This window comes from Streptomyces sp. NBC_00344 (assembly GCF_036088315.1).
Classification (GTDB): Bacteria; Actinomycetota; Actinomycetes; order Streptomycetales; family Streptomycetaceae; genus Streptomyces.
Window position 1 is genome coordinate 2,768,775 of the sequence record NZ_CP107996.1, and the last position, 14,118, is coordinate 2,782,892.

Here is a 14,118-nt window from a genome sequence, read left to right on the forward strand (position 1 = left end):
CAGGACAGGGCGGGAACTATCGACAACGGGGGCTTCAGCGTCGTGGAGGACAGAGTGCGAGTGGTCATCGCCGAGGATTCAGTGCTGCTCAGGGAGGGCCTGACCCGGCTGCTGACCGATCTCGGTCATGACGTCGTCGCCGGCGTCGGGGATGCGGAAGCGCTGATCAAAACGGTCGGGGATCTCGCGGCGCAGGAGATCCCGCCCGATGTGGTGGTCGCGGACGTCCGGATGCCGCCGACCCACACCGACGAGGGGGTCCGGGCCGCGGTCCAGCTGCGCAGGGACCATCCCGGGATCGGAGTGCTGGTCCTCTCGCAGTACGTCGAGGAGCAGTACGCGACCGAGCTGCTCGCCGGCTCGAGCAGGGGCGTGGGCTACCTGCTGAAGGACCGGGTCGCCGAGGTCAGGGAGTTCGTGGACGCCGTGGTACGGGTGGCCCAGGGCGGGACGGCTCTCGACCCCGAGGTGGTGGCGCAGCTGCTGGGCCGCAGCCGCAAGCAGGACGTACTCGCCGGGCTGACACCGCGCGAGCGCGAGGTACTCGGCCTGATGGCGGAGGGCCGGACGAATTCGGCGGTCGCCAAACAGCTGGTGGTCAGCGACGGCGCGGTCGAGAAGCACGTCAGCAATATCTTCCTGAAGCTCGGCCTGTCACCCAGTGACGGAGATCACCGCAGGGTCCTCGCGGTGCTGACTTATCTGAGGTCCTGACGAGCTGACTGCCCGTCAGATCCCGGGCCGGGCGGTCGTCCGGTACTCGAGGTGACCGTGCGAGAGTCCTGCCTCCAAGGACGATCGAGCGGTGTCGGCACGCGTGGCCGGGGAAGAGCCGAGGGGCGATTTAACCGTGGCAGAACAGGGCAGTGGGACGTCTCAACCGGGCGTCCAGCATATGAGCCTTCCGGGGAAGGCCACCCTTACCGACGTAGGGTGGTGCGCGGTGTGCCCGGCCGGCCGGGCACATCCGAGCAGCCGCCTCGAGGGAGGTCCAGTTCAGTGACCAGCCAGGTCAGTAGCCCAGCCGAGCGTGCCGACGGAGCCGATGAGGCCATGGTCGGGGAACAGCGCGCCCCTCTGCTGGACAGTCAGAATCCCCAAGCCAAAGAGGTCCGCCGGCTCAACCGGGTGATCATCCGGTTCGCCGGGGACTCAGGTGACGGGATGCAGCTCACCGGGGACCGGTTCACCTCGGAAACCGCGTCGTTCGGCAACGATCTCTCCACCCTGCCGAACTTCCCGGCCGAGATCCGCGCCCCTGCCGGCACCCTGCCGGGCGTTTCCTCGTTCCAGCTGCACTTCGCGGACCACGACATCCTCACGCCGGGTGACGCGCCGAACGTGCTGGTCGCGATGAACCCGGCGGCCCTGAAGGCGAACATCGCGGATGTGCCGCGGGGTGCGGACATCATCGTGAACACGGATGAGTTCACCAAGCGCCCGATGGCCAAGGTCGGCTACGAGGTCAGCCCGCTGGAGGACGGCTCGCTCGAGGCGTACCAGATCCACCCGGTGCCGCTGACGACGCTGACGATCGAGGCACTGAAGGAGTTCGGGCTCTCCCGCAAGGAGGCCGAACGGTCCAAGAACATGTTCGCGCTGGGGTTGCTCTCCTGGATGTACCACCGGCCCACCGAGGGCACCGAGAGCTTCCTGCGGACCAAGTTCGCCAAGAAGCCGCAGATCGCCGAGGCGAACGTCGCGGCCTTCCGGGCCGGATGGAATTTCGGTGAGACCACCGAGGACTTCGCGGTCAGCTACGAGGTCGAGCCCGCATCGGCCGCGTTCCCCACCGGGACCTACCGCAACATCTCCGGGAATCTCGCCCTCTCCTACGGCCTGATCGCCGCGGGCCGGCAGGCTGATCTGCCGCTCTACCTCGGCTCCTACCCGATCACCCCGGCATCCGACATCCTCCACGAGCTGTCGAAGCACAAGAACTTCGGTGTGCGGACGTTCCAGGCCGAGGACGAGATCGCCGGCATCGGCGCCGCGCTCGGTGCCGCGTTCGGCGGTTCGCTGGCGGTGACCACCACGTCGGGCCCCGGTGTGGCGCTCAAGTCGGAGACCATCGGGCTCGCGGTGTCGCTCGAGCTGCCGCTGCTGATCATCGACATCCAGCGCGGCGGGCCCTCCACCGGCCTGCCCACCAAGACCGAGCAGGCGGATCTGCTCCAGGCGATGTACGGACGCAACGGCGAGGCACCCGTGCCGGTCGTCGCACCGAGGACACCCGCCGACTGTTTCGACGCCGCCATCGACGCCGCCAGGATCGCGCTCACCTACCGGACACCGGTCTTTCTGCTCTCCGACGGCTACCTCGCCAACGGCTCCGAGCCCTGGCGAATCCCCGAGGTGGACGAACTCCCGGACCTGCGCGTGCAGTTCGCGAGCGGCCCCAATCACGAGCTGGCCGACGGCACCGAGGTCTTCTGGCCGTACAAGCGTGATCCCCACACGCTCGCGCGCCCCTGGGCGGTGCCCGGAACACCGGGTCTCGAGCACCGGATCGGCGGCATCGAGAAGCAGGACGGCACGGGCAACATCTCCTACGACCCGGCCAACCACGACTTCATGGTCCGCACCCGCCAGGCCAAGATCGACGGGGTACTGGTCCCCGACGTCGAGGTCGACGACCCCGACGGCGCCAGGACCCTGGTCCTCGGCTGGGGTTCCACCTACGGCCCGATCACCGCGGCCGTCCGCCGGCTGCGCGCCGACGGAATCCCGATCGCGCAGGCCCATCTGCGCCACCTCAACCCCTTCCCGCGCAATCTCGGGGACGTGCTCGCGCGGTACGACAAGGTCGTGGTGCCCGAGATGAACCTCGGTCAGCTCGCCATCCTGATCCGGGCGAAGTACCTGGTGGACGCCATCTCGTACAACCAGGTCAACGGAATGCCGTTCAAGGCCGAGCAGCTTGCCACGGCTCTCAAGGAGGCCAACGATGCCTGAGTCCCTGAAGCTGGTGCCCAAGGCCGAGGCCAAGCAGTCCATGAAGGACTTCAAGTCCGACCAGGAAGTGCGCTGGTGCCCCGGCTGCGGCGACTACGCGGTTCTCGCCGCCGTTCAGGGCTTCATGCCCGATCTCGGCCTGGCGAAGGAGAACATCGTCTTCGTCTCCGGAATCGGCTGCTCATCGCGCTTCCCGTACTACATGAACACCTACGGGATGCATTCCATCCACGGCCGTGCCCCGGCCATCGCGACCGGCCTCGCCTCGTCCAGGCGGGACCTGAGTGTCTGGGTGGTCACCGGGGACGGCGACGCCCTGTCCATCGGGGGCAACCACCTCATCCACGCCCTGCGACGTAACGTCAATCTGAAGATCCTGCTGTTCAACAACAGGATCTACGGCCTGACCAAGGGGCAGTACTCCCCCACGTCCGAGGTCGGCAAGATCACCAAGTCCACCCCGATGGGCTCCCTGGACTCCCCGTTCAACCCGGTCTCGCTGGCCATCGGCGCCGAGGCGTCCTTCGTCGCCCGCACCGTCGACTCCGACCGCAAGCACCTCACCAGCGTGCTGCGCGCGGCGGCCGACCACCCGGGCACGGCACTGGTGGAGATCTACCAGAACTGCAACATCTTCAACGACGGCGCCTTCGAGGTACTGAAGGACAAGGAACAGGCCGAAGAGGCCGTCATCCGCCTCGAACACGGGCAGCCGATCCGATTCGGCGCCGACCGGTCGAAGGGTGTCGTGCGGAATCACTCCACCGGCGATCTGGAGGTCGTCACGGTCACCCCGGAGAACGAGTCGCACATCCTGGTCCATGACGCGCACGCCACGTCACCGACCACTGCCTTCGCACTCTCGCGCCTCGCCGACCCGGACACCCTGCATCACACACCGATCGGCGTCTTCCGCGATGCCGACCGGCCGGTCTACGACACCCTGATGTCCGACCAGCTGGAGAGCGCGGTGGAGCAGAAGGGCAAGGGCGACCTCGGGGCGCTGCTCGCCGGCAGTGACACCTGGACGGTCGCGGGCTGACCTGCGAAACGGCATCACCCGACCGGGGCCCGGCCCTGTTCCGTCAGACGCTGTTCCGCGTCCGTCGGTCAGGGCCGGGCCCCGTCGTACGCCTCGCGCGCCGTGAACACCTCGTCGAGCCGCCGCTCGGTCCAGCGCGCCAGCCCCCACACCTGCTCGGCGGCCTCCCGGCCCAGCGGGGTCAGGGTGTAGTCCACCCGTGGCGGGATCACCGGCTTGGCGTCTCGGTGCACAAAACCGTCACGCTCCAGCGTGCGCAGCGTCTGCGCAAGCATCTTCTCGCTCACCCCGCCCACCTCTCGGCGCAGCTCGCTGAAGCGGTACGAGCGCTCCAGCAGAGCGGCGAGCACCAGCACACCCCAGCGGCTGGTGACGTGCTCCAGCACCAGACGCGAGGGACACATCGGGCGGTTGACGTCGGGCTTCGCGTTGCTTACGGCCATACCAGTACCTTACTTCAAAGTGGGTACTTTCATTTGGTTAGCGCTAGCTTTACGGTGGGTTCCAGAGCGCATCGACCACCATAAAACGCACCAAAGGAGAAGAGCCCATGGCCATCGTCGTCACCGGAGCCACCGGAGCCCTCGGCCGTCTCGTCATCGACGAGCTGCTCACCAAGGTCCCCGCCGACCGCATCGCCGCCGTCGTCCGCAACAAGGAGAAGGCGGCGGATCTGGCGGCACGCGGCATCGAGGTGCGGATCGCCGACTACGACGAGCCGGCCACGCTGGCCGGCGTCTTCCACGCCGGTGACCGGGTCCTGCTGATCTCGGCCAGCGAAGTCGGCCGGCGCGTCCCGCAGCACACCGCGGTGATCGACGCGGCCAAGGCGGCCGGTGTCGCCCAGCTCGCGTACACCGGTGTCCTGGGCGGCCCGGACGCCGACTTCCAGCTGGCCGCCGAACACAAGGTGACCGAGCAGCTGATCCTCGACTCCGGACTCCCGCACACCTTCCTGCGCAACGGCTGGTACAGCGAGAACTACACCGCCAATCTCGCCCCGGTGCTCGAGCACGGCGCGGTCGTGGCCAGCGCGGGCGAGGGCCGCGTCGCCTCGGCCGCCCGGGCCGACTACGCGGCTGCCGCGGCCACCGTCCTCGTCACCGACGGACATCTGGGCAGGACATACGAACTGAGCGGCGACCGGGCCTGGTCCTTCGCCGAATACGCGGCCGAGGTCTCCAGGGCGTCCGGCAAGGAGATCACCTACCGCGACGTCCCGGCCGCCGCACACCAGGAGATCCTGGTCGGCGCGGGCCTGCCCGAGGCCTTCGCCGCGGTACTGGTGGACGTCGACGCCGCCATCGGGCGCGGCCTGCTGGCCGGCACGAGCGGCGATCTCGCCCGGCTCACCGGCCGCCCCAGCACCCCCATCGCCACCACGATCGCGGCGGCCATCGGCTGATATCGCGACCGCCTCCTGCCGACCTCACGACCGCTCTCGTATGTCATGACCGTATAGCGGTACGGACATGACAGCCGGGCCCTCCTGCCGCTACCTTCGACTGGTTGCCGGACGACTTCAGAGGGGGGCCCGTGAAGGGGACCAATGAGCGGGCAGGCTTCCTGAACGGCGTTGTCGCCTACGTCCTGTGGGGGCTCGTCCCGATTTTCTGGCCGCTGCTCAAGCCGTCGGGCGCCATGGAGATCCTCGCCCACCGGATGGTGTGGTCACTGGGTGTCGTCCTGATCGCGCTGCTGGTGATGCGTCGCTGGGCCTGGATCGGCGAGCTGATCCGCACCCCCCGCCGGCTGGGACTCGTGGCCGTCGCAGCGGTGGTCATCAGCATCAACTGGGGCGGCTACATCTGGGCGGTCAACAACGGCCAGGTGGTCGAGGCGTCCCTCGGCTACTTCATCAACCCCCTGGTCACCATCGCCATGGGCGTCCTGCTGCTCGGCGAGCGACTGCGCCCCGCGCAGTGGGCGGCGGTCGGCACCGGCGTCGCAGCGGTAGCGGTCCTCGCCGTCGGATACGGCAAGCCGCCCTGGATCTCGCTGATGCTGGCCTTCTCCTTCGCGACCTACGGGCTGGTGAAGAAGAAGGTGAACCTCGGCGGCCTGGAATCGCTCGCGGCCGAGACGGCCGTCCAGTTCCTCCCCGCCCTCGGCTATCTGCTCTTCCTCACCGCGAACGGCCGGGCCACCTTCGGCACCCCCTCGCACGGGGCCCTGCTCGCCTCCACCGGCCTGGTCACCGCGATCCCGCTGGTGCTCTTCGGCGCGGCCGCGATCCGGGTGCCGCTCTCCACCCTGGGGTTGCTCCAGTACCTGGCACCGGTCTTCCAGTTCGGCCTGGGCATCGTGTACTTCCATGAGGCGATGCCCCCGGAGCGATGGGCCGGCTTCGCGCTGGTCTGGCTGGCGCTGACGGTACTGACCTGGGACGCGCTGCGGAACGCCCGCAGAACGAGGGCGCAGGCGGTACGTCTGCGGGCCGAGGCCCGGCTCACGGCCACCGCGGGCTCCGGATCCGCGGCCACCGACCCCGCCCTCGCGGGACCCGCCCTGACCGGACCCCCGTCGGACATCCCGGTCCCCGACGGCTCGCCCATCACCACGACACCGACCGGTACCGACCGGGACTCCTGAGTCAGCCGCCCAGCGCCCTCAGCACGTGGGCGACCAACTGCGCGATCCTCTCCGGGTCGTGCGGCGTCCTGCGCAGGGTGTGGCGGTAGTAGAGCGGCCCGTACAGCAGCTCGATCGCCATGGGCAGATCGGCGTCGGCGGGCAGCACGCCCTGCGCCTGGGCGCTGCGCAGCCGGATCGTGGCCGTCTCGAGGCGCGGCGCGATGAAGTTGTCCTGCACGGTCCTGGCCAGCTCGTCGTCGTACTGGAGCTCGGTGAGGATCCCGGCATACGCCGGCCCCAGCGGCGGATACGCCAGCAGGCGCACCACGGCGTTCATCTGGGTCTGCAGATCGGCAGCCAGATCCCCGGTGTCAGGGAACGGTTTGGTCCGGATGACAGCGTTGTCGACGGCCTCCAGCAGCAACGCGCCCTTGGAGGGCCACCATCGGTAGATGGTCTTCTTGCTCACCCCGGCGCGCGCCGCGATCGCCTCGATCGTGACCCGGGCGTATCCCCGTTCCGCGCAGAGAGCGAGGGCTGCCGCGAGGATCGCCTGCTGGGACTTCTCGCTACGGCGCGCGGGATTGGGAGTGAGGGTCACCTCAGAAGTCTATGCACGAAGCTCTGGGGCGGACGATACGTAGCGTATTGACAGCGGAAGATGGACGACCGACAATGATCGCCGGGGAAACGGTACGTGTCGTGTCGAGCCGCGTCGGGGGACGGCTTCTCGGCATGACACGTGCCCTCCCTCCCCGCCCCTCACGCGACGATGTCCTTCGCCGTGAACCGGGCCCAGGCCGCAGAGCCGAACACCACCGCGTACAGCGCTTGCAATCCGAGATTCCTGACCACCTCGTCCCAGTAGACCGGCGCGCGCAGCAGATCCGCGAAGGACAGCCAGTAGTGCGGGAAGAGATAGGGGTGCACCGCGTGCAGTTGCGGAATGGTGTCCACGATCTGCACGGCGATCACCAGACCGACCGTCGCCGCCATCGCCGCGACACCGCTGTCGGTGAGTGTGGAGATGAACAGGCCGATCGCGGCCACCCCGAGGAGTGAGGCGGCCACGACGGCCGCGATGAGCGCCGCGCGGCCCAGACCCTGGGCGAAGGAGATCTGCGTACCGGAGATCGTGGTGACCTCCCCCACCGGGAAGAGCGCCACGCCCGCCAGCAGCGCCGAACCCGCCACGACCAGGGTGGCGGCCAGGCAGAAGACCATGGCCGAGGTGTACTTGGCGCACAGCAGCCGGGTCCTGCCGGCCGGTGCGACCAGCAGATAGCGCAGCGTTCCGGTGCCGGCCTCACCCGCGACGGCGTCGCCCGCCACGACCGCCACCGCCATCGGGAGGAAGACCGGGAGGGTCGCGGCAAGGGCCGCGAACACCAGGAACAGGCCGTTGCCGGTGATCTGGGTGAGAAAGGCGGGGCCCTCTCCGCTGCTGTCGCGGGCCTGCGAGCCGTCACCGGTCTGCCACTTCACGGCGATGCCGATGAGCAGCGGCACCGCGGCCAGCACCCCGAGCAGGGCCAGCGTGCGCCACCGCCGGAAGGTGATGGCCAGCTCCGACCGGAAGAGACCCGCGAACCGGCGCAGCCCGGCCGCGGCGACGGGGGTCAGTACCCCGGCTTCAGCCTGCGACATCGAATCCCTCCCCGGTGAGTGCCACGAAGGCTTCCTCCAGGGAGGCCCGCTCGACGCCGAAGGCCCTGACGCGAACGTCCGCCCGCACGAGGGCGGCGTTCAGATCCGCCAGATCGGTCTCGGCGGAGGGAAGTTCACCGGTGACCCGGTTCTCGGCGACGACCACGTCGACGACACCCAATCCCTTGAGCACCCTGGCCGCATCGCCGGGGTCCGGTGTGGCGACGGCGAGCCGCCCACGGGCCGCGAGATCGCCCACCGGCCCCTGGGTGATCAGCCGGCCACCGGCCATCACGGCCACATGGGTGCAGACCTGCTCGATCTCGTCGAGGAGATGCGAGGAGAGAAACACCGTGGTGCCGTCACCCGCCAGTTCCTTGACCAGGGTCCGGATCTCCCGCATGCCCTGCGGATCGAGCCCGTTCGTCGGTTCGTCGAGGACCAGCAGTCCGCGCGGCTGGAGCAGTGCGGCGGCGAGACCGAGCCGCTGTTTCATCCCGAGCGAGTACGCCCTGGCCTTCCTCGCCGCGGCCGGCCCCAGCCCGACGCGTTCGAGCGCGGTCTCCACCCGGTCCCGCCGGGTACGCGGGTCGGCTTCCGGGTCGGCGCAGTCGTAGCGGACGAGGTTGTCGCGCCCCGAGAGGAAGCCGTAGAGCGCCGGTCCCTCGATGAGCGCACCGACCCTGGGCAGCACGGTGCGGGCGGCCCGGGGCATGGGGTGGCCGAGGAGACGGGCGGAGCCCGATGTCGGCTCGATGAGCCCCATCAGCATGCGGATGGTCGTGGTCTTGCCGGAACCATTGGGTCCCAGAAAACCGAAGACACTGCCGCGGGGCACCGTCAGATCGAGATGGTCGACGGCGAGCCGGCCGCCGCGGAAGCGTTTGGTGAGGGCGCGGGTTTCGATGACGGCTTCCGCGGTGGCCGTCGTTGCGGTGGTGGTGGCGGTCGGCATGGCGGTCCCCCGTCGTTGGGCGTGGCCGGTGCCGACCAGGCTAGTGCCGTGCCATGAGCGGGGGCCGGGGCGCGGCCGGGCGGCGGAGCGCACCGGCCCTGCCACGGCCCCCGCACCCGTCTACTTCGCCGAGTCGGCGGCCCGTACCAGGGTCCCCTTGTCCACCGCGCCCACGAACACCTGCCCGTCATCCGTGAGCAGCGCGTTCACCAGCCGGGTGTGGAAGATCATCCCCGAACCGAACTTCCCGCTCACCTTGTCTCCGAGCGAGTCCAGGAACTGCTGCGCTCCAGCAGCGCCTTTGCCCTTGCCCGCGGCGTCCGCTGCGCCACCGATTCCCTGGCCGCTGCCCGTGTCGAGCCGGGCCACCGAAGTCCAGTTCTTGCCGATGACGTTCAGGCCGTCGAAGCCGCCCCGCTCAGCGGGATTCCGGTTGCCCTCAGGTGCCTTCCGCGCGTCGCCCTCCGTGACCTTCGCGCCCTTCGGCGGTGTGAAGGTGAAGGCGGAGGCCGCCGGCTTCCCGAAGTCGACCCTGGTGAAGCCCGCATCGATCGCGGCCTTGCCACCACCGCTGGGGGTGAGCGTGAACTTCAACGGGGTACCGGTCTTCGCGTCCACCGCGACCCGGATCGAACCGATCGTCGAACCGGACTGCTTCGGCTTGATGAGCAGCTGATACGCGTCCCGGCCGGCCACCTGCGACGTGCCGTCGACGCTCACCGAGGTCGTCGGCCCGGCAGCCTTCAGGGCCTCGTCGGCGAGCGCCTTCGGTGTGGCCGGGAGCTTGCCGGCGCCGCTCTTCGGCGCACTGTGCGCGGTCCTGCCCGATTCCCTGGAGTGGTAGACCTGGTTCGACTTGCTGTCGTAGGCCCAGGTCTGCTGCCCGTTGTGGATCAGGCTGTACTCGGCGGCCGGGTCCAGGATGGACACCCGCTGCTTGTCGGGGCCGTCGGCCGCCACGCGCAGGGTGTGCGAGCCGGACGCGAGCTCCATCAGCTTGCTGTCGGGCGATGCGCTCTCCCCGCCCTTGCCCCCGCCGCTCCTGCCGGACAGGAACGAACCGGTCATTCCACCGAGCGAGGGAAGGCCCAGGTCGGTGTTGACCTTGACGGTGCCGGACAGCTGCTGGGTGTCCGACGCGGCGATCTTCTCGATGAGCTGCTGCGCGGTGATCTTCGGTAGACTGGGGTCGCCCGAGCTGGCGAGCGCCGGTACGAGACCGATCGTCACCGCCGCCACCCCCGCCACCGCGGCCGGGACGAGATAGCGCGCCGCCTTCCGGCGGCCCGCCGAAAGGTCCGTGGCCTCTTCGGTGTCCTGTGCGCTGTCGTTCGGTGCCATGTGTGCCCTACCTCCGTGGTCGGCGGCGATCCGTCCGGTTGCCTTCGTCCACCCCGCGCCGCCATTCTCACCCGAATCGGTGGGGTGTGGTGCTCTCCATCTCACCAAAACAGGCGGCAGTACGCGTCAGCCCCCGGGATCAACTCCGCGTACTGCTCCGGTATGACAACCGAACGCGGGTGTTCCCCCGTCCCGTAGGGGACGCCTCCGGGCGCTGAGCGCTCGCGGCGACGGATCCGTACAACCGGGTGAGAGCGGACGGTGCCACTCGGGGGAGCCGGCGGACGGCGCCGGCCAGGCCGTCACCGCATCGCACGGGTATGTGCCGTACGCGTCGGCGGCCCGCCTCCGGTTCGGGTCCGCACGGCGGGCGACCGCCCGCCGTGCGGTGCCGGTCCGTCAGCCCACGCGGTGCACAACGGCACCGCACAGTTCCTCGAGCGCTGCCTTCGCGTAGCACTTCTTCAGCGGCGCCAGCGAGGCCCGGGCTTCCTCCGCGTACCGCACGGTGTCCCTGCGGGCCTGCTCCAGCGCCGGGTGGGCCCGCATCAGACGCAGCGCCTCGGCGCACCGGGCGTCGTCGCTCAGGTCTCCGTCGAGAAGCTCGACCAGGGCCAGGTCATCCGGCTTGCCGTGCGCGGCGGCCAGGGCGCGCAGATGCAGTACCGGCAGCGTCGGGATGCCCTCACGCAGGTCCGTGCCCGGGGTCTTGCCCGACTCGTGGCTGTCGCTCGCGATGTCCAGCACGTCGTCGGCCAGCTGGAACGCCGTACCGAGCCGCTCACCGTACTGGGTGAGGATGTCCACGACCCCCTCGTCGGCGCCGGACATCATCGCGCCGAACCGCCCCGAAACGGCGACCAGCGACCCGGTCTTGCCCGCGATCACGTCCAGGTAGTGCGCGACGGGGTCCCGGCCGTCCTGGGGCCCCGCGGTCTCGAGGATCTGTCCGGTCACCAGGCGTTCGAACGCCTCGGCCTGGATCCGGACCGCCTCGGGGCCCAGATCGGCCAGGATGTGCGAGGCCCGGGCGAAGAGGAAGTCACCTGTCAGGACCGCGACGGAGTTGTCCCAGCGGGCATTGGCGCTGTCCACCCCGCGCCGCACGTCGGCCTCGTCCATCACGTCGTCGTGGTAGAGCGTCGCCAGATGGGTCAGTTCGACCACCACGGCGGAGGGGACCACTCCGGGGGCGTAGGGGTCCCCGAACTGCGCGGCAAGCATCACGATCAGCGGGCGGAAGCGTTTGCCCCCGGCGTGCACCAGATGCTGCGCGGCTTCGGTGATGAAGGGGACCTCGCTCTTGGTGGCGTCGAGCAATCCGGCCTCGACAGCCGCCAATCCCGCCTGGACATCGGCCTCAAGTGCCTGGTCCCGCACGCTCAGCCCGAACGGCCCGACGACGGTCACGAGGGGATCTCCTGTCTGCTGACGATCACACGGATTGTCGATGTGTCGTTGTCCGCACTCAAGTCAGCGTATCCGGTCGGCTTTCGATCACCGTGAGCGCCTGCCCGCCCATGGCGGGCACATACCGAGGGTGACCGGTATGTTCGAAACAAGTAGATTTGAAGTGGAGTATTTCATTTGTCAGGAACAGAGGTCCGGCTCCGGATCGACTTCCCTTACGAGACGCGTCGTGAGGACGTCTGGATCCCCCTGACGGACGGCACCCAGCTGTACGCGAGAATCTGGCGCCCGCTCACCGATGAGCCGGTCCCCGCGCTGCTCGAATATCTGCCGTACCGGCTCAGTGACTGGACCGCCCCGCAGGACTGCCAGCGGCACCCCTGGTACGCGGGACACGGGTACGCCTCCGTACGGGTGGACGTGCGCGGCCACGGCAACTCCACAGGTCTCGCGGGGGACGAGTACGACGCGCAGGAGCTCGCCGACGGGGTCGCGGTGGTGGAGTGGCTCGCGGAGCAACCCTGGTGCACCGGCCGGGTCGGCATGTTCGGGATCTGCTGGGGCGGCTTCAATTCGCTGCAGATCGCGGCCCTCGCACCGGAGCCGCTGAAGGCGGTCGTCACGGTCTGTTCCTCCGACGACCGCTTCGACAATGACGTCCACTACATGGGCGGTTCGGTGCTGGCCGTCGACATGCACGCCTGGGCCGCGGCCATGCTCACCCATGTGTCGCGGCCGCCGGACCCGGCCCAGGTCGGGTCCGTCTGGCGGGACATGTGGCTGAACCGGCTCGAAGCCGTCGATCCCTTCATCCACACCTGGCTCGCCCACCAGACGCGCGACGCCTACTGGAAGCACGGCAGCATCTGTGAGGACTACTCGGCGGTCAGGACCCCTGTCCTCGCGGTGGGCGGCTGGCACGATCCCTACCGGGACGCGGTCCTGCGACTGGTGGAGCGGCTGGACCCGGCTCTGGTCAGGGGCCTGATCGGCCCCTGGTCGCATCAGTATCCGGACCGGGGTCTGCCGCCGGGCCCGGCGATCGGCTTTCTTCAGGAGACCCTGCGCTGGTGGGACCACCACCTGAAGGACCAGGATTCCGGGGTCATGGCGGAACCCATGCTCCGCTGCTGGATCAGCCGGTCGCACCCTCCGGCCACCACCTACCGGGAGCTGCCCGGCCGCTGGGTCGGCGAGCCGTCCTGGCCCTCCCCGAACGTCACCCCGGTCTCCTACGGGCTTCAGGGCGACCCGATGGTGGTCAACTCCCCCCAGCACACCGGCCTGGACGCCGGACGGTTCTACCCGTACGGCAACGATTCCGATCTGCCGCCGGACCAGCGGGACGAGGACGCGAAGTCCGTCTGCTTCGAATTCCCGGTCCGCCAGACCCCGATCGAGATCCTGGGCCGCCCGTCGGTCCATCTCACGGTGACCTGCGGCGTCCACACGGGCCAGGTGGCCGCACGCCTCTGCGATGTGGCGCCCGACGGTTCGTCCACCCTGGTCACCCGAGGCGCGCTCAACTTCTCGGCCCGCCAGGACCGGTCCCGCGCGGACGCCTGGGAGCCGGGCACCACCGAGGTGCTGGCCTTCGAACTGAACGGCATCGGCCACACCTTCCCGCCGGGCCACCGCATCCGGCTCGCGGTCTCCTCCGCCTACTGGCCGTGGATCTGGCCCCAGCCGGACACGGCCAGGGGCTGGACCCTCGACCCGGCGGCCTCCACCCTCGAACTGCCGGTACGCGCGCGCACCACCGACGACCACATCACCTTCGACGAGCCCGAAGAGGCCGAGCCGCTGGGCGTGATCGTCCCCGAGCCGCACGGCGACCGGCCCGGCCGGCGGGTCGTGCGGGACGTGGCGGAAGGCACCTGGCGGCTGGAGGTCGACCCTGGCTACGGAGGCACCAGGATCTATCCGGACGGCCTGGAATACACCGAGGACGTGCAGGACACCTACACGATCAACGAGTCGGACCCGCTGTCCGCACGCGCCCACTCGGACTGGGCGGTGCGGCTGCACCGGCCGGAGACGGGCTGGGACGTGCGGGTCGAGACCCACTCCGGCATCAGCTGCGACGCGTACGACTTCATCACGAAGAACGAAGTGGTGTGCCGGGAGGGCGCCGACGTGGTGTTCAGGCGGTCATGGGAGAAACGGATTCCGCGGACCGCGGGATGAGCGAGCG

The 14,118-nt window shown here is 69.4% G+C and carries 12 protein-coding genes; 6 read left to right on the forward strand and 6 right to left on the reverse strand.

The features are described 5' to 3' along the window. Nucleotides 1-54: 54 nt before the first annotated feature. The 3 genes from OHS16_RS12520 to OHS16_RS12530 all read left to right on the forward strand — a co-directional run bounded on the left by OHS16_RS12520 (nucleotide 55) and on the right by OHS16_RS12530 (nucleotide 3,997). Nucleotides 55-714 carry a response regulator transcription factor gene (locus tag OHS16_RS12520; protein ID WP_328540819.1) on the forward strand — a complete coding sequence of 220 codons (660 nt, stop codon included), beginning with the start codon at nucleotides 55-57 and terminating at the stop codon, nucleotides 712-714. 285 nt (nucleotides 715-999) lie between these two features. Beyond that, on the forward strand, nucleotides 1,000-2,955 hold the full coding sequence (locus OHS16_RS12525) for a 2-oxoacid:acceptor oxidoreductase subunit alpha (RefSeq protein WP_328537259.1): 1,956 nt from the start codon (nucleotides 1,000-1,002) through the stop codon (nucleotides 2,953-2,955). Then, a complete protein-coding gene (locus tag OHS16_RS12530; protein ID WP_328537260.1) occupies nucleotides 2,948-3,997 on the forward strand; it encodes a 2-oxoacid:ferredoxin oxidoreductase subunit beta in 1,050 nt (349 codons plus the stop codon). The genes OHS16_RS12525 and OHS16_RS12530 overlap by 8 nt, the downstream gene beginning before the upstream one ends. Before the next feature lie 68 nt (nucleotides 3,998-4,065). On the opposite strand, the gene OHS16_RS12535 is transcribed toward OHS16_RS12530, so the two are convergent. Then, the gene (locus OHS16_RS12535; RefSeq protein ID WP_328537261.1) at nucleotides 4,066-4,440 is read right to left on the reverse strand and encodes a winged helix-turn-helix transcriptional regulator; all 375 of its coding nucleotides are present in this window, start codon (nucleotides 4,438-4,440) and stop codon (nucleotides 4,066-4,068) included. A gap of 107 nt (nucleotides 4,441-4,547) precedes the next feature. Between OHS16_RS12535 and OHS16_RS12540 the strand changes: the two genes are divergently transcribed. Further along, complete coding sequence (locus OHS16_RS12540; RefSeq protein ID WP_328537262.1) at nucleotides 4,548-5,402, forward strand: SDR family oxidoreductase; 855 nt, start codon at nucleotides 4,548-4,550, stop codon at nucleotides 5,400-5,402. Nucleotides 5,403-5,533: 131 nt separating this feature from the next. Further along, a complete protein-coding gene (gene rarD, locus OHS16_RS12545) occupies nucleotides 5,534-6,589 on the forward strand; it encodes an EamA family transporter RarD (RefSeq protein ID WP_328537263.1) in 1,056 nt (351 codons plus the stop codon). A 1-nt stretch (nucleotide 6,590) separates the two neighbouring features. Here the strand turns inward: rarD and OHS16_RS12550 are convergent, their stop codons facing one another. From OHS16_RS12550 to OHS16_RS12570, 5 genes are all read right to left on the reverse strand, one after another. Beyond that, the gene (locus OHS16_RS12550) at nucleotides 6,591-7,172 is read right to left on the reverse strand and encodes a TetR/AcrR family transcriptional regulator (protein WP_328537264.1); all 582 of its coding nucleotides are present in this window, start codon (nucleotides 7,170-7,172) and stop codon (nucleotides 6,591-6,593) included. Between the two features lie 161 nt (nucleotides 7,173-7,333). Further along, the gene (locus OHS16_RS12555) at nucleotides 7,334-8,218 is read right to left on the reverse strand and encodes an ABC transporter permease (RefSeq protein ID WP_328537265.1); all 885 of its coding nucleotides are present in this window, start codon (nucleotides 8,216-8,218) and stop codon (nucleotides 7,334-7,336) included. Next, nucleotides 8,205-9,173: an ABC transporter ATP-binding protein gene (locus tag OHS16_RS12560; protein ID WP_328537266.1), complete on the reverse strand. Its 969-nt coding sequence runs from the start codon at nucleotides 9,171-9,173 to the stop codon at nucleotides 8,205-8,207. The genes OHS16_RS12555 and OHS16_RS12560 overlap by 14 nt, the downstream gene beginning before the upstream one ends. 120 nt (nucleotides 9,174-9,293) lie before the next feature. Further along, entirely contained in the window at nucleotides 9,294-10,514 is a 1,221-nt protein-coding gene (locus OHS16_RS12565) for a LolA family protein (RefSeq protein ID WP_328537267.1), read from the reverse strand. 399 nt (nucleotides 10,515-10,913) lie between these two features. Next, nucleotides 10,914-11,924 (reverse strand): polyprenyl synthetase family protein, encoded by a 1,011-nt coding sequence (locus OHS16_RS12570; RefSeq protein ID WP_328537268.1) that lies wholly within the window; start codon nucleotides 11,922-11,924, stop codon nucleotides 10,914-10,916. 177 nt (nucleotides 11,925-12,101) lie between these two features. On the opposite strand from OHS16_RS12570, the gene OHS16_RS12575 reads away from it, so the two are divergent. Further along, the gene (locus OHS16_RS12575; protein WP_328537269.1) at nucleotides 12,102-14,111 is read left to right on the forward strand and encodes a CocE/NonD family hydrolase; all 2,010 of its coding nucleotides are present in this window, start codon (nucleotides 12,102-12,104) and stop codon (nucleotides 14,109-14,111) included. The last annotated feature ends 7 nt before the right edge of the window (nucleotides 14,112-14,118 follow it).